This window comes from Rummeliibacillus sp. BSL5, assembly GCF_052928305.1.
In genome coordinates this window covers 828,083-849,455 of sequence record NZ_JAVGCV010000001.1, presented here as the reverse complement: position 1 = coordinate 849,455, position 21,373 = coordinate 828,083, and the positions used below count along the sequence as shown (strand labels likewise).

General features: G+C 35.7%; 18 protein-coding genes. 15 read left to right on the top strand and 3 right to left on the bottom strand.

What is annotated here, in order from left to right:
* The first annotated feature begins 26 nt into the window (after window positions 1–26).
* Window positions 27–302, top strand: coding sequence for a DUF2087 domain-containing protein (locus tag RCJ93_RS04295; RefSeq protein ID WP_446738476.1), 276 nt, complete (start codon window positions 27–29; stop codon window positions 300–302).
* A 31-nt stretch (window positions 303–333) separates the two neighbouring features.
* Here RCJ93_RS04295 and RCJ93_RS04290 read toward each other — a convergent pair whose 3' ends face one another.
* Both RCJ93_RS04290 and RCJ93_RS04285 read right to left on the bottom strand, forming a co-directional pair.
* Entirely contained in the window at window positions 334–1,701 is a 1,368-nt protein-coding gene (locus RCJ93_RS04290) for an amidase (RefSeq protein ID WP_446738475.1), read from the bottom strand.
* The gene (locus tag RCJ93_RS04285) at window positions 1,680–1,883 is read right to left on the bottom strand and encodes a hypothetical protein (protein ID WP_446738474.1); all 204 of its coding nucleotides are present in this window, start codon (window positions 1,881–1,883) and stop codon (window positions 1,680–1,682) included. Before RCJ93_RS04285 ends, RCJ93_RS04290 begins: the two co-directional genes overlap by 22 nt.
* 278 nt (window positions 1,884–2,161) lie before the next feature.
* Here RCJ93_RS04285 and RCJ93_RS04280 point away from each other — a divergent pair, with 278 nt between their 5' ends.
* From RCJ93_RS04280 to RCJ93_RS04250, 7 genes are all read left to right on the top strand, one after another.
* The gene (locus RCJ93_RS04280; protein ID WP_446738473.1) at window positions 2,162–4,234 is read left to right on the top strand and encodes a catalase; all 2,073 of its coding nucleotides are present in this window, start codon (window positions 2,162–2,164) and stop codon (window positions 4,232–4,234) included.
* Window positions 4,235–4,388: 154 nt separating this feature from the next.
* Complete coding sequence (locus RCJ93_RS04275; protein ID WP_150284249.1) at window positions 4,389–5,234, top strand: MBL fold metallo-hydrolase; 846 nt, start codon at window positions 4,389–4,391, stop codon at window positions 5,232–5,234.
* A 99-nt stretch (window positions 5,235–5,333) separates the two neighbouring features.
* The gene (locus tag RCJ93_RS04270) at window positions 5,334–5,939 is read left to right on the top strand and encodes a hypothetical protein (protein ID WP_150284250.1); all 606 of its coding nucleotides are present in this window, start codon (window positions 5,334–5,336) and stop codon (window positions 5,937–5,939) included.
* A gap of 148 nt (window positions 5,940–6,087) precedes the next feature.
* Complete coding sequence (locus RCJ93_RS04265) at window positions 6,088–7,509, top strand: polysaccharide pyruvyl transferase family protein (protein ID WP_150284251.1); 1,422 nt, start codon at window positions 6,088–6,090, stop codon at window positions 7,507–7,509.
* A 147-nt stretch (window positions 7,510–7,656) separates the two neighbouring features.
* Window positions 7,657–8,469, top strand: a complete 813-nt coding sequence (locus tag RCJ93_RS04260; RefSeq protein WP_150284252.1) for a metallophosphoesterase — start codon at window positions 7,657–7,659, stop codon at window positions 8,467–8,469.
* A gap of 86 nt (window positions 8,470–8,555) precedes the next feature.
* Window positions 8,556–9,455: a patatin-like phospholipase family protein gene (locus RCJ93_RS04255; protein ID WP_150284253.1), complete on the top strand. Its 900-nt coding sequence runs from the start codon at window positions 8,556–8,558 to the stop codon at window positions 9,453–9,455.
* A 211-nt stretch (window positions 9,456–9,666) separates the two neighbouring features.
* The gene (locus RCJ93_RS04250) at window positions 9,667–11,379 is read left to right on the top strand and encodes a methyl-accepting chemotaxis protein (protein ID WP_446738472.1); all 1,713 of its coding nucleotides are present in this window, start codon (window positions 9,667–9,669) and stop codon (window positions 11,377–11,379) included.
* Between the two features lie 59 nt (window positions 11,380–11,438).
* Here RCJ93_RS04250 and RCJ93_RS04245 read toward each other — a convergent pair whose 3' ends face one another.
* On the bottom strand, window positions 11,439–11,657 hold the full coding sequence (locus tag RCJ93_RS04245) for a hypothetical protein (RefSeq protein WP_446738471.1): 219 nt from the start codon (window positions 11,655–11,657) through the stop codon (window positions 11,439–11,441).
* Window positions 11,658–11,786: 129 nt separating this feature from the next.
* Here RCJ93_RS04245 and RCJ93_RS04240 point away from each other — a divergent pair, with 129 nt between their 5' ends.
* The 7 genes from RCJ93_RS04240 to RCJ93_RS04210 all read left to right on the top strand — a co-directional run bounded on the left by RCJ93_RS04240 (window position 11,787) and on the right by RCJ93_RS04210 (window position 21,222).
* Window positions 11,787–12,026, top strand: a complete 240-nt coding sequence (locus tag RCJ93_RS04240) for a hypothetical protein (RefSeq protein WP_147193571.1) — start codon at window positions 11,787–11,789, stop codon at window positions 12,024–12,026.
* A 172-nt stretch (window positions 12,027–12,198) separates the two neighbouring features.
* Window positions 12,199–14,634 (top strand): bifunctional diguanylate cyclase/phosphodiesterase, encoded by a 2,436-nt coding sequence (locus tag RCJ93_RS04235; RefSeq protein WP_150284256.1) that lies wholly within the window; start codon window positions 12,199–12,201, stop codon window positions 14,632–14,634.
* 168 nt (window positions 14,635–14,802) lie between these two features.
* Window positions 14,803–15,135, top strand: coding sequence for an antibiotic biosynthesis monooxygenase family protein (locus tag RCJ93_RS04230; RefSeq protein ID WP_150284257.1), 333 nt, complete (start codon window positions 14,803–14,805; stop codon window positions 15,133–15,135).
* A gap of 243 nt (window positions 15,136–15,378) precedes the next feature.
* The gene (locus RCJ93_RS04225; protein WP_190323404.1) at window positions 15,379–16,395 is read left to right on the top strand and encodes an NADP-dependent oxidoreductase; all 1,017 of its coding nucleotides are present in this window, start codon (window positions 15,379–15,381) and stop codon (window positions 16,393–16,395) included.
* Window positions 16,396–16,598: 203 nt separating this feature from the next.
* Window positions 16,599–17,273, top strand: a complete 675-nt coding sequence (locus RCJ93_RS04220) for a VOC family protein (protein WP_150284259.1) — start codon at window positions 16,599–16,601, stop codon at window positions 17,271–17,273.
* A gap of 286 nt (window positions 17,274–17,559) precedes the next feature.
* The gene (locus tag RCJ93_RS04215; RefSeq protein ID WP_150284260.1) at window positions 17,560–18,777 is read left to right on the top strand and encodes an MFS transporter; all 1,218 of its coding nucleotides are present in this window, start codon (window positions 17,560–17,562) and stop codon (window positions 18,775–18,777) included.
* Window positions 18,778–19,248: 471 nt separating this feature from the next.
* Complete coding sequence (locus RCJ93_RS04210) at window positions 19,249–21,222, top strand: thioredoxin domain-containing protein (protein ID WP_150284261.1); 1,974 nt, start codon at window positions 19,249–19,251, stop codon at window positions 21,220–21,222.
* Window positions 21,223–21,373: the final 151 nt, after the last annotated feature.

Here is a 21,373-nt window from a genome sequence, read left to right as displayed (position 1 = left end):
GATGTAAGTGAGTAGGGGAAATGCTTATGAATAAAACTATCCAAGAGCGTTACTTTAAAAAAGGACAGCTGCTGACAATACCTAAAAAAGAAAAAAACAAATTGCAGATTCTAGAAATCATCATTCAACGCTTTAAAAAAAATAAAATATACACAGAAAAAGAAGTAAATGAAAACCTACAGCAAATGTATGATGACTTTGCTATTTTGAGAAGATACTTTGTGGATTATGACTATCTGCGAAGAACAAATGATGGCAGCCAATATACAGTCAATTCAGATGACGCCCTATATAACAAATAAAAAGGACATGAAGCTCATTTCATGTCCTTTTTTATATTATAGTTTCAAAAGCATGCCCTGTTTGTAATAGTAATTCCTCAGAGAGATGATTCCCGATGATTTGCATGCCTACAGGAAGTCCTCTGGGATCAAAACCTATCGGCACAGTTAAGCTCGGAGTACCCGTTAGGTTGACAGGAGCAGTAAACGGCATACAACGATTTTCCACATCTAAATTCTGAGATACCCAATCCATACTCCAAGCAGGTGTTTCTATAGGTATGGCTGGGCCTATTAGAAGGTCGACATCTTCAAATATTTGCTGAAGAGCGTAAGTCATTTTTCTTCTTGCTTTTTGAGCCTCTAAATATTGTGTCGAATTGGTTAAGGCTCCAGATAAGAGCGTGGCATGCACATCGGTGGAGTAATCTTTTGGATGAGTCTTAAGCCAGTCAGTATGATAAGCAGCCGCTTCACTTACTACTGTTGTGAAACCTGCAAAAGTTGTCAATTCCAATTCTGGTATCTCAATGTTTACTATATTTGCACCTAAAGCATTTAAGTTGTTCACCGCAAGAAGGAATAGTTTTTCGACCTCAGGATCTAATCCTCTGAGATAGTATGAAGGAATGCCGATCTTTATCCCCTTTATTCCCTTTGTTAAGTTTTCTGTATAGTTCGGTATCTCCACCCGAATGCTTGCTGTATCGAGCGGGTCATAGCCTGCCATGTATTGGAGCATAAGAGCTAAATCTGATACAGAACGTGCCATAGGACCTGCTGTATCTAATGACATAGCAGTAGGAATAATACCGTACTTGCTTATTAAACCATAGGTCGGCTTTAGACCATAAACGCCGCACATGGAGGCTGGGACACGTATAGAGCCAAATGTGTCAGAACCTGTTGCAATCGTTGTAAGGCCAGCAACTAAAGAAGCAGCAGCTCCACTGCTGGAGCCACCTGGCATGTAATCATTATTCCATGGGTTGTTTGTTGAGCCAAACGTTAAATCAGTACCTGTAACTCCGGCTCCCAATTCGTGCATATTTTGTTTACCCAACATAATGCTACCTGATTTGAGCAATTTTGTTACTACTGTTGCGGATTGATTAGGAATAAAGTTTTCAAGAAGTTTAGAGCCAGCGGTAGTTCGAATACCCTTTGTACAATAATTATCTTTTATCCCAATTGGAATACCATGTAGGGGACCTTTATAGATTCCCCGCATAATTTCATTTTCAGCTTCTTTTGCTTGAATTAAGGCGAGTTCAGGTAATGGCGTGATATATGTTCTTAGTTCTGTGTCATATTTCTCTATCCTATGGAGAAATAGAGAAACCAACTCTACAGGGGATATGGTTTTTCCTTGAATAAGTGGAGCCAGTTCAGTGGCTGTCATTTTGAAAAGTTCTGGCAACAGATCACCTCCTTATCGAAAATAGTTATTGGTGATACTGCGTGAAGATCAGGAAATGCTTGAAGAGAGATCTGAGAATGACGGATAGTAGTAAGGATACTTTCAATATATGGCAATTCTGTTGGTGCAAAAGGATACCCCTGTAAATACAAAGAATGCTCTATGAAGTTTTGGTTAGACATATATAGTTACCCCCTATTTATCAGTTGATATTACTATATGTTTTGCCTATAGATGGGTGCATGTCGAGTTTGTTTCTAGAGTTAAATAACTAAACAACTAAAATTTTGATAGTAAAATATTTATGTATGCGTTTTAAAAGAACATAGCTGGGTAAAAAATATTGAGCTAGTAATATAAACAATATTGTTGGGCAGGTGATTTCATTCTTTTGAAAAAGTTTATTGTCCAAAATTTAGGGTAAATTCAAGAATGTAGAAGAAAATATTTCAGGAACAGGATGGGTGATTTTGTGGAACAAGATAAATCAACTAAAATGAATGTAAACGAAAACAGTAAGCATGAACAATTGGAAAAATACCGCGTAAAAAATGGCGGCAAGCCATTAACAACAAATCAAGGTAGAAAGATGGCGAATGATGCAGAATTATTAACTGCGGGTGTTCGTGGACCTTCTTTGCACCATGACTACTATTATTTTGAAAAAATGACTCAATTTGTACATGAGCCGATTCCTGAAAGAAAGGTCCATGCGAGAGGATATGGAGCGCATGGTGAATTTGAGTGTTATGAATCAATGAAGGAATTGACAAAAGCGGGTTTCTTGCAAGAGGCCGGCAAAAAGACACCATTATTTGTTCGCTTTTCAACTGTTCAAGGGAGCAGAGGATCAAAAGATACGGCACGAGATTTACGATGCTTAGGTGTTAAATTCTATACTGAGGAAGGTAACTATGATTTAACAACAATTGCGATGCCTGTCTTAATTAATACGGATCCTATGAAATTCCCAGATGTAATTCATGCATATCAACCTGAACCTCGTACGGGTATGCCTCAAGGGGCAGGTGCACATGATACATTTTGGGATTATGTTGCAAACAATCCAGAAGCCCTTCATATGGCTTTATGGGTAATGTCGGACCGCGGTATTCTAAGAAGCTATCGTATGATGGAATCATGGTCGATCAATACGTACTTATTTGTCAATGATGAGGGAGTCGCTACATTTGTTAGATTTGTTTGGAAACCTGTTCTAGGCGTACACTCAATATTGCAAGATGAGGCACAAAAAATTGGCGGGATAGATCCAGATTACCATCGCCGAGACTTAAGAGAAGCGATTGATAAAGGTGCATACCCAGAATACGAATTAGGAGTACAGCTGATTTCACAAGAGGATGAACACAAATTCGACTTTGATATTCTCGACCCTTCAAAATTCTGGCCAGAGGAGCTTGTACCAGTTAAGCTCATAGGAAAAATGACTTTAAATAGAAATGTTGATAATGAATTTGCAGAAATCGAACAAGTTGCTTTCAATCCAGCAAACGTAGTTCCAGGCATCGATTTCTCCAACGACCCTGTATTGCAAGGCCGACTAATCGCATATCAAAGTGCACAATACCACCGTCTTGGTAGTGCTAACTTCCAAGATCTGCCAATAAATAGACCGGTTTGTCCGTTCCATAATAACTCGCAACAAGGCTTTATGCGGTATCCAATTGATGTAGATCAAACTAAATATCATAATAATTCATTAAATGATAATTCGCCTTACACAACACCACCAGAAGAAGGCGGCTATGAGCATTACCCACAAAAGGTAGATGGAACAATTACGAGAGCACGAAGTGATTCGTTTACTGATTACTATACGCAAACAAGAATATTCTGGAATAGTTTAACTGAGATTGAAAAACAACATACAATTAAAGCCTTGAGCTTCCAAATTGGTAGCGTATTAAGTAAATCTGTACGTCAACAATGTGTAGATCAACTTGTAAATGTTGACCAAGAAATGGCCTATATTGTAGCAGACAATCTAGGCGTAGATCGTCCAAGTGGTACACATGTTCCAGTAGACACAAGCTATCCATCTCTTAGTCAATATACGAATATGAATAGTTCAGCTTATACGCGTAAAGTAGGTGTATTAATTGGCAATGGATTCAATGGAAAAGAAGTATCAGAGGCGTTGAGTTCACTAGAGGAAAACGGCGTATTTGTGGATGTTATTAGTGATAAGCTTGGAGAAGTTAAGGGAGATGACGGTACGTCAATTATGGTCAATAAAACGTTCCTCACTTCAAGTCCATATTTAGTTGATTCTCTATATGTTGTTGGTGGTACTTCAACAGACCAACCTATGTTTGATGGCGAAATGGCCATATTCGTTCAGGAAGCTTACAAACATTACAAACCAATAGGAGTAGCATCAACAGGTAAAGCTTACATTCCAACAACTCAAAATAATAACTTATCAGGTGTAGTATTTGCTGCAAATAATCCAAACTTCCATAAAGAATTTGTAAATGCAATTGCGATGGAACGCTTCTGGGATCGCACATAAAAAAATAGTAGATAAAGAAACTGGCTGCCTTACAGCCAGTTTCTTTGCTTTGGTCAATAATCCCTAAAATTTAAATCAATACGTACATACTATCAGGTCTAAAAGCCAACCCAAAAAGTAAAACAAATATTGAACAAGTATAGGAGGAGTTATAGTGGATAAAGAATTAAGCTATGGCAGTGACTATAAGCATATACCAATGAGTTCAATGGGCAATGGCTTGGGTTTAGAAGTGCTTTCAGATTTGTACTGTTATACAATTCAAATTGTAAACATATGTCTTTTGGGAAAAGCAGGCTCAGATGACTTTGTATTAATTGATACTGGAACACCAGGTGCAGCAAATGAAATCATAAAGCTTACAGAGGAACGCTTTGGTTCAAATAAAAAGCCAAAAGCAATTATTTTAACGCATGGTCATTTTGATCATGTTGGTGGAGTAGTCGATTTAGTCAAGCATTGGAATGTTCCGGTATATGCTCATTCGCTAGAATTACCTTATTTAACTGGAAAACAAAGCTATCCAGAGCCAGACTCGACTGTGGAAGGTGGTATGGTGGCCAAAATGTCACCTATGTTCCCAAATGAACCAATAAACCTAGGAGATCATGTACATGCTTTGCCTTCTGATGGGAATGTACCGCATATGCCAGAGTTCAGATGGATTCATACACCTGGGCATTCACCTGGACAAGTATCCTTCTTTAGAGATAGTGATAGAGCATTAATCGCAGCCGATGCTTTCATTACAGTGAAGCAAGAATATTTGAATAAAGTACTGACGCAAGAACAAGAGATCAGTGGTCCGCCAAGATACTTAACAACGGATTGGAAAGCCGCAAAGGAATCGGTTTTAAAATTAGCAGCATTAAAACCATCAGTTGCTGTGACAGGGCATGGTCTTCCTATGGCAGGCGAATTATTAACGGAGAGTTTGGAAAAGCTTGTGAAAGAGTTTGATGAAATCGCCGTACCAGACTATGGGAGATACCTTCAATAAAACAGATCCTCTTATCAGTCAATGATAAGAGGATTTTTAGTTTCTACATAAAGGAAAATAAGGTAAAATTAAAATAATACATATTCGGGGGTGATTATTATGATGTTATTCATGTTATTGCTTTATCTTATCTTATTAGCTGTCCTCCTTTACTTTACTGCAAATTTTATACGACTTGTATATAAATTGAAGGGTCCTGTAATTTTTCCATTAACCATTCAAGACCAAGAGAATATAAAAATATTTCCACAGAGAAAAAATGCTCGTCAATCCCTTAAAGCAATAAAAGAAAGTGCGTTCTTATACGTAATAGCTTTAATGATTGCATATGGTGCGTTAATCTATAGTTATTTAATTTCAATCAACACATTTATTTTAGCTGTTATCCCAATAATAAATATAAAAAACCTTCTTAATCTATTTGCAATAGTTGACGAAGGTTTAGTAATAGGAAACAAATATATTCCTTGGAGAAAAATGAAATCATTTAACTTCCAACCTATCGACTTTAACCATCCTTATTATGGGTACAGTAAGGAGATTAATAACGGATATGAATTAGTTATAAAAAAGCAGCTTTTTTCAGTTAGCTGTATTGTTACGGATGAGGATACTAAACATAAATTACAGAATATTTTAAAACAAAATGGGATAGCTGGATTGGATGAAAGCATCTCAAAAAAAGAGACAGTATTAAACCAGTAAGTTTGATTTAATGCTGTCTTTTTTTATTGGGTACTTAGTTTTAATAAAGCCTCTAGCAATTGAGCTAGTTAGACAACACTTTGAATATATGATAACGTAGTAAACATGTCGAATAATGCATATTTTTGAAAGGAAGATCAAGAAAAGAATGAAACATTATTTAATAAGAGCTGGTATGTCTCCTTATGAAAACTTTACTCCGGCTTATGAAATTGTCCATAATTCGATTGGCAGCAACGTTGGGAATCTAGTGTATGCCTATAGTATTTTCAGAACATTAACCACAGAGGACGTCAAACTGACGCCTGATTACTATAAAATCAATCCAAATAGAGCAGATTATATCAATGCAAATTATGATGGCTATATTATACCGCTTGCGGATGCTTTCAGACCAAGCTTCGCACCGAAACTTAAGAAATATGCCGAATTGATTAATCGCTTGACGATACCTGTCTATGTAATTGGGGTAGGGCTTAGCATTGATTTTGAACCAAATCTTAATCAGTCGTTTGAATTTGATCAAGACGTTAAGGATTTTGTAAAAGCAGTTCTTAATAAATCTTCGATTATTGGTGTCCGAGGCGATATTACTGCAAGATATTTAACCAAATTAGGGTTTACAGAAGGGAAAGACCATACAGTAATTGGTTGCCCATCAATGTTTGGTTTTGGTCGAGATTTGCCGATCCGCAATACTACAATCACGCAGGATTCAATGGTAACGATTAATAACTCGCCAAAATCTCCTAAACATGTTTTAGACTTTATTGACCGCAGTGCCCACGCTTTCCCTGACCACTATTATATTCCACAATGGCTACGGGAACTTCGAATGATTTATTTAGGCGGACCTGACCTGCCTGGTAAAGGATCAAACTTCCCTTATAAAGTAGCACATCAACTATATCAAGAAGATCGTGTCCGTTATTTTACGAATGTTCCATCCTGGCTTGAGTTTGTGGGACAAGCTGACCTAAGCTTTGGAGCTCGTCTTCATGGTAATGTAGCAGCAATCTTAGCTGGAACGCCTAGCATTATCATTCCTAAGGACGGCCGTATGAGAGAACTGGCGGAATATCATGATTTCACTTACTTATGGGCCAATGATATAGATGATAATACTAATATTTTGGATGTGGTGGAGAAAGCAGATTTCCAAAAAGTTAGTAGAAGGGCGCCAGAAAACTTTGATCGCTATATAAACTTTTTGAATGAAAATGGGCTTGACCACGTATTTAAAGAAGATCCAAATGTAAAAAATACAGTATTTGATCAAAGAATTGAAAAGGTAGATTACTACCCTGCAGTCAAATCATTTGTTGCATGTTCACATGAAGAATTGATTGGACGATGGGCAGGAATTTTTGAACAAGAAAAAGCTGTTGAAAAAAGTAAAAGCGAAAAAAAAATTGCTCAGCTTCAAAAACAAATTCAAAAACAAATCCCGCAGCTTCAAAAAGAAATCAATACACTGCAACAAGAAGTGAAAGTACAAAAGGCTACGTTAAATCGTAAATCAGTGCAATTAGCATTAAAGGCAGCAGGGTTATTTGGTAATAAGAAGTAAGCTGGTGAAGCGCTTCTTAAAATTAATAATTCACCTGTACGATTCCGTGATAGAAAGTGTTAAAATTTCATATTCTATAATGGCCATGTTTCGTCCAGCTATTTAGGAGGAACAATAGTGCTATAATGCATGAAAGGTTGAGTAGAGATGAAACGCTTTCTAAAACTCTTGGCAGCATTTGGTTTGATTGAGGGATTCCTTTATCTAAATCAGCAGTGGCTCCAATTATCAACGTATAGGATTCGAGTTAACAAGCTTCCAAGTGAATTGGAAGGATTGCGGATTGTTCAAATATCAGATTTGCATCATGCTCGATTTGGAAAGAATCAAAGACATCTAATCGATCATGTGAATGGTCAAAATCCAGATATAATTTTTATCACTGGTGATTTGGTGGACCGATTCTTTTTCAATGAAGTGAGAGGTCTTAACACAGTAAAGTCCTTATTAGACATTGCACCTGTTTATCTCATAACAGGCAATCACGAAGAGTTAATTGAAGGCTGGTTTGACCTTCGCGACCACCTCAAAGAAATGGGCGTTCATATCTTAGCTAATCATTATGAATTGTTCCAACATAACGGCAAGTATCTTCAAATCGCCGGAATAGAAGACCCAGCAGGCGGGAAAGATCCAGAAGTAATGTTAGATAATGCGCTTGCTGGGATTGACTATTCTTTACCTATTCTTTTGCTTGCACATCGTCCAGAACACCATAAACTTTATGCAGAGCGTGGAGTTGATGTAACATTCAATGGCCATGCACATGGCGGCATTATCCGCATTCCGTTTATCGGTGGTTTGATTGATCATAGCTATCGATTATTCCCTTCGAGAGTGGAAGGTGTCCATAAAACAGGAAATATGATTCAAGTAATCTCTCGTGGATTAGGAAATAGCGGGTCAATGTTTCGTCTGTTTAATCGACCCGAAATTGTTGTAATAGATCTTTTAAGCTAGAAAGATTTTCTGTTAAAGAAAATCTTTTTTTATTTGTTCTAAAATCACTTACCTTCTATTACAGTGTAATGAGGAGGGACTGCACTTTGCTAGTTGATGGCGTTTTCTCGGGTGGAGGAATTAAAGGCTTTGCTTTTGTGGGTGCTCTTCAAATGCTTGAAGAGAATGATATATATTTCCATCGTGTAGCAGGTACAAGTGCAGGCGCTATTGTGGCCTGTTTTTTGGCAGCCGGATATACAGCAAATGAAATTGAAACCATGCTTGATGAATTAGATGTAAGTACTTTTCTGGATCAAAGAAAAATGATGTTTAATCTACCTTTCATGAAATGGATTAATCTCTATTTTCGAATGGGGATTTACAAAGGGGTAGAGCTTGAAAGATGGTTTTATGAAAAGTTATCAGAAAAAAACATTTATACGTTTAGTGATCTTCCAGAAGGTTCGCTACGCTTGATAGCATCCGACTTAACGAATGGAAAAATGATTGTGTTTCCAGATGATTTGAACACCTATAATATAGAACCTGGATCTTTTTTAGTCTCTAGAGCTTTAAGGATGAGTTGTGGTGTTCCGTTTTTCTTTGAGCCTGTCAAACTATATGTTGGGCAAGGCGAATCTATTGTTGTAGATGGCGGAGTGCTCAGCAATTTTCCAATCTGGCTGTTCGATGAGGAGGTCAATAAGGAGCGGCCTGTTATTGGCATTAAGCTAAGTAATTCACGAAAGGATATGGAGCCACATAAAATTCGAAATGGATTACAGCTATTTGAGGCGCTTTTTGCGACGATGAAGGATGCGCATGATGAGCGATATATTTCTCGTGTACATGAAAAAAACATTATTTTTTTACCAGTTGAGAAATTTAGCGCTACACAATTTTCTTTAGATGGAGAAACGAAAGAATTACTAATTGACATTGGTAAGAAACGCACAATTGATTTCTTAAAAAGCTGGAGTGGCATGTATTCTTATCAACATTAACAGCATTTTAATAAATAAAATATAAAAATATGAGAGATTGGGAAATCCAGTCTCTCTTTTTTTATGAAAACGAGACGATTGTATGAGTTGTCACAAACTTTTCTCACATAAAAGCTATATTTTAAGCACTACTTTCGTTATAATAAAATTTGGAAATTATCCAATTGATTATGATTATTGGCTGTTTAATAGAAATGAGGAAAATTCAACTATGAAGTTTACAAGAAAATTAACCTTTCAACTAGGTTCTATCATTGCTGGCATATTGATTGTGATGATGGTGATTTCTTCAATCGCTACATATAAAACTGCTTACGATAAACTATATGAAGCGGCAGGCATAGAGGCTTATGGCTGTGCTAATATTACAACTGGTTTAATAAAACCAGAAGACGTGAATCAAGCATTATCCGGGAATCAAGAAGCAAAGAACCGGATCAGTGAACAGCTTAATTGGACAACAGCACATAAGGATATTTTTGAATCACAGTATATCCTTGATTTAGAAGGAAACATTCTAGCATTAGATCAAAATTTAACGGACAAGGGTTTTCATACGGGAGATTCCTTTCACATTGACAAAAGTGCAATGAGTACCCTACTTAGTATGAAACATTCCACTTATACAGAGCCGTATACATACGGAGGGCTGAAACGTTTATCTGGTTATGCCCCTATCTATAAGGATAATGATCCGACGCAAGAAATTATTGCTGTTAGTGTAATAGATTTTGATGCAAATATTGTTAGTACGAGAACATGGGGTGTGGTGAGTAAAGGAATTCTAGTAAGTATAATTCCTATGCTTTTAGCGGCAATCGTAACATTTTTCTTAATTCGCCGTAAGACGAAGCCAATTTCCCAATTAATTTCACAGGCAAAAGAAATTGCTTCAGGTAATCTTTCTGTTGCCAATAACCAAATTAAAAGTAATGATGAAATTGGCGATCTTGCTCAAACACTAAATCAAGTGAACGATAATTTGGAACAGATGATTGCCACGATGCATACTACATCACATCAGTTGAGTGAAAATGCGCAAGAGACTGCAAGTTCGTTAACTGAAATGAATAATGCCGTACAGATTGTTGCGCATAATATAGAGGACGTCTCGATAGCTGTAACTGATGGGATGCACCATACAGAAAACGCTTCGACTGTATTAATATCGCTTGCAGAAGAGTCGATAGAAATGAAGCAAAGAGCTGATCAAACTGTAGAAAAATCAAATCAAACAATGGCAGTGGCCAAGCAAGGTGAGCAACGTGCCATTGAAATCAGCCGTGATATGGAGAGAATCAGGGGCGGTTCCCAAGAAGTAAGCCAAACAATATCTGATTTAGTCGAATCTGCTTCACAAATCCAAACCATTACGACAAGCATTTCAGGCATTGCTTCACAGACAAATTTGCTGGCGCTGAATGCATCGATTGAAGCTGCTCGAGCAGGTGAACATGGAAAAGGTTTTGCGGTAGTAGCGGAAGAAGTGCGTAAGCTTGCCGAACAATCAGATGGCGAAGCATCACAAGTCGAAAAGCTCGTACAAGATATTATGAAAAAAATTCAGTATGTACTGGAATCAGTAGAAGACAATACCAAGCAGATAGAACAAGGTGCAGAAACGGTTAGTCAAACTGTCACAGCATTAAGCGAAATAGCAGTCTCAGTTGCTGAAACTGTAAAGGAAACAACGGTAATATCTAATTTAATGGCAAAGGAAACGGATCAGGCACAGCATGTAGCTGAGATGATCCAGGAACTTGCTACTTCCATTCGCGGTATTGAAAACACGATGAACAGTATCTCTGCGGCTGCAGAAGAAACGACTGCTGGGATTGATGAAGTATCCACTCGTTCAAGTACCACCAATGAGATGGCATGCCAACTTGAAAATCATGTAATGCAATTTCAATTGAAAGAATAAAGAAAATCCCCCATTGAGATAAATGGGGGATTTTCTTTCATAACTATAGCATCCAACAATTACTTTTTCTTTTTTCCGAATTGTACAGCGACAGCAGAAGCTTTCTTTTTTACCTCAAAATGAACATTAACATTCACCGATTTTTCGTTATTGTATATAATTTCTAACACTTTACCTTTTCGTCCTTTAATGCGCAAATCATCCCCAACTTTTGGCAGTTGCCTTAAAAGTTGGCTTAATACTATATTTTTTCCGTCTAAAAAATGAACCGTATACATTCATGCACTCCTTTTTGCTAAATTCTCTTTTTATTTTATGTAAGACTTAAGAGAGAATAGAACGAAAGAGGTATAACTTATCCATTCAAAAACAAACTACTAGTGAACACATTTGAATGGAGGATAACTATGGCAAAACAGGATAATTCAAATCACAGAAGATCAAATAGCAGCGCGCGAATTAACAGTATGATTGAAAATACAAAGAAGAATATTCAAGAAGCAGAAATTAGTATGGAATTTGCAGGGAAAGAAGAGTTAGAACATCTTCAAGAAAAAAATGAGCGCAGACGAACAGAGATTTACCGGAAAGAAGAAGAAAAAAGAGAAAAAGCGGCTGAAAAAGCTTGGCGCGATAGCTTCGATTAAAATAGGAAAACAAGACAAGCAGCAAATGATTGCTGCTTGTTTTTACGTACAAAATATTTTGATTTTGATTTCAAAAGCGGAAAAACTCTGTATAATAAAAAAGTGCAATTTTAGCATATGAAAAAGATTATTACGACTAGTAAACAATTTTTTATCAGAAGGGATTTAATATATGAATATGATGGGACATTACAATAGTGCCCTTTTAGTGTTATCTGTAAGTATAGCTATAATTTCTTCATATACTGCCTTAAATATTATTATTAGGCTTATGTCGTTAAAAGGAGGGCTTAAGCAGTTATGGTGGTGGGTTGGAGCTGCTACTTTTGGTGCAGGCATCTGGTCAATGCACTTTATTGCAATGCTTGCGCTTAAATTGCCTATGCCAGTATCCTATAGTGTATTTTGGGTATCTTTATCTTTTATATTAGCAATCCTTGCAAGTGCAGTTGCTTTTCTAATTGTTAGCCGAGGACTTAAAAGAAAGATTTATATACTAATAGGTTCATTATTTATCACAACCGGTATTGTATCGATGCACTACATAGGTATGAAGGCGATGAATATGGGGGTGGATATTTCATATGACCCTATTCTATATCTATTATCATGGTTGATAGCATTTGCAGCTTCAGTCGTATCCTTATATTTATTTTTTTATTTCCAATCTAAAACAGTTGGGATGCAATTGCAAAAATGGATGAGCTCTGTAGTCATGGCGGGTGCAATCGCAGGCATGCATTTCACAGGAATGGCAGCTATGAAAATGAAACCAAACCATGAGATGCTCCATTTCAAGAGAACGGCTATTGATAGTGGTGTTTTAGCCTATACAGTAGCCGGCGGTATGCTGTTCATCTTTGCTTGTATTATCGGAGGTTTTTATTTAGATCGTCGTTTTCAACAAACGTCTACTGAATTGGAGTTCAAAGATAGCATATATCAGTCGATAATTCTTACTGCCAGTGATGCTATTGTTTTATGTAATTCAAGGGGCATCATTATTTCCTTTAATAAAGCAGCAGAAATCATTTTTGGTTATAAAGAAGAGGAAGTCCTTGGAAAGCAGCTTGAAATTATTATTCCCTTGGAATATCGTGAAGCACATCGTAAAGGAATAGATCGTTATCTTAGAACAAAAGAGCCGCATGTAATAGGTCGAATGGTAGAATTAAAAGGATTACGAAAAAATAATGAAGAATTTCCATTAGAATTGTCTCTTTCTGCATTAAAAAAAGGCGATGAAACATATTTCAGCGGCATTCTGCGCGATATCTCAGAAAGAAAAAGAACAGAAGAAAAAATAACGGAATTAGTTTATCGCGATCCGTTAACAAATTTACCGAATCGTAGGCTATTAAATACGCATTTAACGATGTGCATTGAACAAGCTGCAATAAGCGGTCAAATGCTAGCAGTATTGTTTATCGATTTAGATCGCTTTAAATATATCAATGATACATTAGGCCATGATGTAGGTGATGCATTTCTGATTGAAGTAGCTAAACGAATGGAAACATGTATACAAAAAAAAGATATGCTTGCACGTCAAGGGGGCGATGAATATATTATCGTTGTGTCGCATACTACACATCAACAAGTCGTAAGTTTGGCAAAAGAGATTTTGGAAAAACTCAACCGTCCGTTTTTACTTGGCGAGCATGATTTGTTTATTACTGGATCGATTGGTATAAGTATGTATCCCTCAGATGGAATGGAGCATGAGATTCTTATTAAAAATGCAGATACAGCTATGTATCGAGCAAAAGAGCTTGGAAAAAACAATTATCAATTCTTCACAGCTGAGATGAATAATATGATGGCGAAGAAAATGAATTTAGAAATAGGTCTGCGAAAAGCTATAGAAAATCATGAATTTGAGTTATATTATCAACCACAAATTGGTGTGAATACAGGCAAGATGACAGGAGTGGAGGCGCTAATCAGATGGAATCATCCAGAAATTGGCCTGGTACCGCCAAACGATTTTATCCCACTCGCTGAAGAAACAGGGTTAATTATTCCGATGGGTTATTGGATTCTACGAGTTGCCTCACGGCAAGCAAAAAAATGGATAGACCAAGGCTTTGATAATTTAAGAATGAGCGTGAATATTTCCTCAAGGCAATTTCAACAACCTGATTTCGTTGAAACTGTCCAGACAATACTATCAGAGACAGGATTGCCAGCAAAAAATCTTGAATTAGAGCTTACTGAATCGATTGTTCAAAATCCAAAATCTGCGCTCCCTGTGATGGAACAGCTAAAAGCAATGGGTGTTAAACTGTCTTTAGATGACTTTGGGACAGGCTATTCTTCTTTGAGTTATTTACGCTCATTCCCGCTTGATACGTTAAAGATTGATAAGTCTTTTATTCGATATATCAATGAAGAAATAAAAGACGAGGCTATTGTTAAGACAATCATAAATATGGCCCATAGCCTCAAATTAAATGTGATAGCTGAAGGTGTGGAGACAGAAGAACAACTCTCTTTATTAAGCGACAATGACTGCCATGAATTCCAAGGTTACCTATTTAGCCGACCTGTGAAGGCAGATGAGTTACAAGAAATTTTAGAAAATCATAAAGACTATAAGACCGATTGATCTTTTCAATCGGTTTTTATATTTGTTCTCTATTTCAACTAAATGATTATCCAAGTGATAGATTCAATTGACTTTCTGTATACATTTGTATACACTAACTATATTGATAGATGAAAATTTTTAGATGAATAAGATACAAAAATCATATAGAAGAAATGGGGCGGAAAAATGTTTGTACAAATACGCAGATGGATTCTAACTGAAGGACATGCTAATAATATTATTGATCGTTTTTCAAAAAAACCAGGTGAAGGACCTTCATTAATTGAGCAACGCGAAGGATTTATCAGTAGAGAATTGTTATTGAAAAATACACGGCGTGGCGAAGAAGAAGTTGTGATGATTATTCGTTGGGATTCAGAAGAGGCATGGAAAGCTTGGGAGAAAAGTCCAGAGCATATTGCCGGTCATAAGAAGCAAATTAAAGAACATGGCGGCAAGCCCCCAAAACCTGAGTATGTTATTAGCATGGAAAATAGTAACTATACAGTTGTTGAATGACAAGAATGAAAGGAAGATACTCGAATGAGTGTCTTTTTTTTATGATTTTTCAGTAAGGAGTATTATTGTATAACAAACTCTTGGAAGGATAATTTGTAATTTAGCTTAGAGATTATCAATGTCCAAAGCACGTTTATTGACTTCTTAATGGACAAGAGTATACTTTTATTTTAACGTATGATAAAAATATTGCATTAAAAAACAATATGAATGAAATATGTAATAATTGAATGGAGGATGAATATGAATCAACAAATGCAAAAACAAATTACTTTAAAACAACGTCCTGTTGGGATGCCGAAAATGGATGACTTTGATTTTATTGATACGCCAATCGGGACAACTTCAGCTGGGGAGGTATTAATCCGTACAGCTTATATTTCGGTTGATCCATATTTACGCGGTAGAATGCAGGATACCAAATCATATATAGCTCCGTTTGAGTTAAATAAGGTAATCACTTCGGGTGTTATTGGCCAAGTAGTTGATTCTAAGTCGGAAAGTTTTTCGAAAGGTGACGTAGTACTAGGTAATCTTGGATGGCAGGAATATTCTATTGTTAATGAGAAAGAAATAAAAAAAATTGATAAAAATTTAGCACCAGTCACAGCTAATCTAAGTATTATAGGCATGACTGGATTAACAGCATACTTTGGTCTACTTGATATTGCGAAGCCAAAATCAGGTGAAACTGTTGTTGTATCTGGAGCTGCAGGCGCAGTGGGGTCGACTGTTGGACAAATTGCTAAAATAAAGGGAACACGAGTAATAGGAATTGCTGGAACAGATGAAAAATGTCAATATTTATTGAATGAACTAGGATTTGATGAAGCCATTAATTATAAAAAAGAAGATGTTCCAACAGCTTTAGCTAAAGCATGTCCCGAAGGAATTGACATCTACTTTGATAATGTGGGTGGCACAATTTCAGATGCTGTATTCCCGCTTCTTAATAAATTTGCACGAATTCCTGTTTGTGGAGCTATATCAACCTATAATGATGTAGAAGTGGATATGGGGCCTCGAGTTCAAACAGCACTTATCAAAACAAGTGCCCTTATGAAAGGTTTTACACTAGGTGATTACTCCGACCGAATTGGAGAAGGGTATAGTGCACTTGCAGCATGGTTAAATGAAGGGAAACTCAAATACGAAGAGACGATCGTAGAAGGGTTTGACCATGTTATTGATGCGTTTCTTGATCTATTTAAAGGAGCAAATTTAGGTAAGCAATTGGTTAAAGTTTCGGATATAGACTAATAAACAGTGTATCTCGTAAGCAAAAAGCATTCCCTCGATGGGAATGCTTTTTTGCTTACAAATAATAGAGTATCATAGAAAATCTCAAAATAATGAAATAAGGAATTATGAAGAATATTCTTCTGACTTTGTTCAGTCTTAGGTCTAGTATTATTTGAAAATATAGAATGTTATATTTTATTTATCGAAAGGAGGAAGAATATTTGAATATCAATCAAGTAATACTTAAGACGAAGCGACTAGAAGAAATGAAAAAATTTTATAGGGATATTCTAGAATTACCTATAGAAATCGTTACAAATGGTAGCTTTAAAATAAAATTTGGTCTTACAATAGTTGAGTTTACCAATGTTCATGAGGCAGAAGAACCTTTTTACCATTTTGCATTTGATATCCCTAAAAATCAATTTCAAGCTGCTAAGGAGTGGGTTAAACAAAAAGTAACGCTTTTAAAAGAAGAAGATCAAGATGAAGTATATTTCGCAAGTATAAAAGCAAATTCTTTATATTTTGAAGATCCATCGGGGAACATAGTAGAATTTATTGCAAGATTAGATAATCCATCGACCCATGTTCCCTTTACTGCAGCAAATATTATAAAAATGTCTGAAATAAGCTTAGTTGTTAAAGATAAAGTGCAGGCTGCAAAACAATTAAGGGAACTTTCCATTGTTGAAAGGGATGGAGAAGAAGTAACGAATGATAATACATTATCTTTTATGACAAAAGGAGATTTGCCAGTCTATTTATTATTAGTAAATCCGAAAAGAAGATGGTTTTTCTCTAATAAAGTAGCTACTGTGTTTCCTTTAGATATAATGTTAGATTCTAAAATTAATATTGGGGTCAATGATGACAATAATTTTTATATTAAATAATCAAAGTAAGCGGTACTGTTTTGAACGCATCCATATAGACAATATAGCTTTTACCAATACCAACCTTATCAGGTATAAACTGATCATGAGAAGTAGTTTCTAATATATTGTAGACCTTAGTCCAGTTTATGAAGGGAAAAACCAAATATCTTTGCTAATTCTAATTCGATAGATGATCAAAGTAGTATGCAAATTACAAATTAAAAGATGGGGAAATGATAAATACGACTCGAAAATCTGTTGTTATTTATCAAATAAAGCCTATTCAATGAAAGGATACTAGCGATTGAAAATTCCCTATAAGGATATTCTAAGTGAAAAAAACTTTACTTTTTTGTTATTTGGAAGACTCTTTAAAAGAAGCTCTTTAACATTGTTTAGTCTGGAACTAATCTGGTTAACAATAAAGCTGACTAATAGTTCACCATTCTATTTGTCTTTGATGATTATGGCGCAAACTTTACCATTTATTGTTTTTGGTATTTATGGTGGAGTAAAGGCGGATAAATGGAATAAGAAGAAAATAACAGTTATATCTGATTCTCTTAGTGCGATATTAATTCTTGCTATTCCAATATTATTTTTTTTAGGATTTATAAATTATTTTATTTTAATATGTACAGCCGTCCTAATTAGCATTCTTAATTGCTTTTCAGAACCAAGTTTTCGTGCTTTGTTACCTGAACTAGTTACAGATATTAAATTACAGAGAAGCAACGCTCTTTTAGATTCAATTCAACGTGGAGCTAGTATTCTAATCCCAGCTTCAGTAGGAATAGTTGTTAAATTTACTGATCAAATACACATTTTCACTCTAGCATTCATTTTAATGAGTATTTCGACTGTATTTCATTTGTTAATTAACTATCAAGTTCCTCAGTTTAATACTAGTCAAAGTGAAGAAGGAACAGTAAGTGAAATTAAATCGACTTTAGCTTATTTAAAGTCAAACAGAAGTATTCTCATTATTATACTTGTTCAATTTATAAGCATACTGATAAATACAGGGCTGTGGCGTGTGGGATTACCTATTTATTTAGATAAAAATTTAGAGAAAGATATTTCAACCTACGGAATTATTACAGGTATACTTGGTGCAGCAGCATTTGCTACTTCTATTATGCTTGGTACATTGAAAAAACTTAATCCATTAATAATTTTTAATATAGGGATTATCCTATGGGGGAGTGGTTTGTTAGTAATTGGTTTATCACCAACGATTTTTATGATCTATCTAGCAACGATTCTTATTGGAGTAGGTCAGGCAAGTGAAGGACTTGGAAGAATTGTATTAATCCAAAAACAAGTACCAAATAATATGCTGGGTAAAGTGTTTAGTATATCATCATCTATTAATTATACAAGTGACACAGTATCGTTGGGTATTATGAGTAGTGTCTTAGCGATTCTTTCTACAACTAGTGTATTTTGGGCTGGTGGAGGAATTATACTAACTATTGGTTTGATAGGTTTTAGTTCATTGAGAAAACAAAATAATTACTGAAAAAGGAAAATCTACGTTAAGGGCTGAATAGTTTGATAAGGCTTTTTAATAATGATAAAGATAATCTTACTAATCTTTAACTATTTAAATACAGTTCACTTAATACTAGGATGTAGAATTCAGCCTGTACTCTCACTTTAAATCAACAGGGTGAAAAGGGTATAGGCGTCATTAAACTCTATAAATTGATGCGTATTACATAAAGGAGCTCCTGTTTCCATCTTGAAAAATTCAAACGTACCAGGAGAAGTGTTAATTATATGTTGAGTCCATATAATAATACCTCCAAATAATTATAGATTATAACATTGAACTGGAAATTAATTTTCATATATCTCATTAAAGAAATCAGTATATAGTATTGAATTGAAGGACAAATATGAAGCGAATAATGATAGGATTATTGGGTAAACTTTATTTAAGGGAGGCAATGCCTCTCTATTTTTTATATGAAAGAAGTGATGAACAAAAATGCCAAATGAGAAAAAAGCTAATAGACTGATAAATGAGACTTCTCCTTACTTACTACAGCATGCATACAATCCTGTTAACTGGTATCCATGGGGGGAAGAGGCTTTTGCCGTAGCTAAAGAGGAAGATAAGCCTGTCCTTGTTAGCATTGGCTACTCGACTTGTCATTGGTGCCATGTCATGGCTCATGAATCATTTGAAGACGAAGAGGTTGCATTTTTATTGAATAAATGGTTTATCTGTATAAAAGTCGATAGAGAAGAGCGACCGGATATTGATTCAATCTATATGAATGTTTGTCAAATGATGACCGGCTCCGGCGGATGGCCACTTAATGTCTTTTTAACGCCAGATCAGAAACCTTATTTTGCAGGGACTTATTTTTCAAAATACAGTATGTATAAAAGGCCAGGGATGATGGAAATTCTGCCTTATCTCGCAAAGGCATATCATAAAGAACGAGATAGAGTTGATGAAGTAGGAGCGCAAATTATGGATGCTCTTTCAGATCTGTCTAAACCTGAGAAGTCTGCAATACATGAGGATGCTGCTGGTAAAGCATATGGCCAATTAAAGCAGGGGTACGACAAAGTCTACGGCGGTTTTGGAACAGAACCTAAGTTTCCAAATCCAAGCCAACTATTATATTTACTAAGGTATTATAATATGACAGGAGAAAAAGAAGCTTTGGAGATGGCCACTAAAACATTGAATGCAATTTATCGAGGCGGGATATATGATCATATCGGCTTTGGTTTTGCAAGATATTCAACGGACCGGATGTGGCTTGTACCACACTTTGAAAAAATGTTATATGATCAGGCGCTTCTAATACAGTGCTACACAGAAGCATATCAAATAACGAAAGACGAAAAATACAAACAGATTGTCTATGAAACAATTAAATTTATAAAACGTGAAATGCAACATCCAGATGGCGGTTTTTATAGCGCAATTGATGCAGATAGCGAAGGAGTTGAAGGTAAATATTATACATGGGATTATGATGAAGTTATAGACATCCTTGGTCCAGAAATAGGAAAGGCATTCGCAGAGGATTATGATGTGACACTAGGAGGTAATTTCGAAGAGGTTAATATACCAAATTTAATTCATACACAGAATAGAAAATTATCAACAGAAAAGCAAGAAGAATGCCGATTAAAATTATTAAAGGCTAGAGAAAAGCGAGTCTATCCTCATGTAGATGATAAAATATTGACTGCATGGAATACGTTGTTGATTGCCGCATTAGCAAAGGCTGGTGGAGTGTTTGAAGAAAAAACCTTTATTGAATTGGCGCAAGAAGCGGATGCTTTTTTACAAAAAAACGTAGTAAAAGAAAACGAACTATATGTTAGCTATAGAGAACAAAAAGTTTCTCAACCTGGATTTTTAGATGATTATGCAAACTATCTATGGGCCCTTAATGAATTATATCTTGCTACTGGTAAAAATGAATATCTTAAACGAGCACATCATATGGCAGATCAAACAATTGAGAACTTTCATGATGCTGAACAAGGAGCATTTTTCCTTACAAGTCATGCTGCAAGCCCTTTGATTGTAAGAGAAAAAACGGCAATCGATAATGCCTATCCGGTAGGGAATAGTACGCTTGCCGTTCAAATGTTTCGACTAGGAAAGCTTTTGGAAGATGATAAATATCGTAATTTGGGAGAAGGGATTCTTCAAACATTTGCCTCTGACATTAATCGTTATCCTGGAGGTACATTTTGGCTGCTTCAAGCTTTACTTGCCTACCAAGGGCCATCAAGTGAAATCCACATCAACAATCCAACTAGAGGTATAAAGAATGCTCTTTTTTCCTTCTATCGACCGTTTGATGTTTGGCATATAAAAGATGAAGGACCATTTGAAATGCAAATATGCGAGGATTATGCATGTCAACTGGCGATCCATAATGAAGACGAAGCTCTCAAAAAATTAAGATATACCAACATCGCCGATTAAAAAAATCGGTGATGTTTTTTTGGATAGTAATACATGCTAGTAAAAATTTATTGATTTAATAAGAGTATAAAGTTATAGCAATGAGATATCATAAAAATAGGTTTGTTTATCATTTAATTAACATATTTAGAAACAAATTTCGAAAAATAAT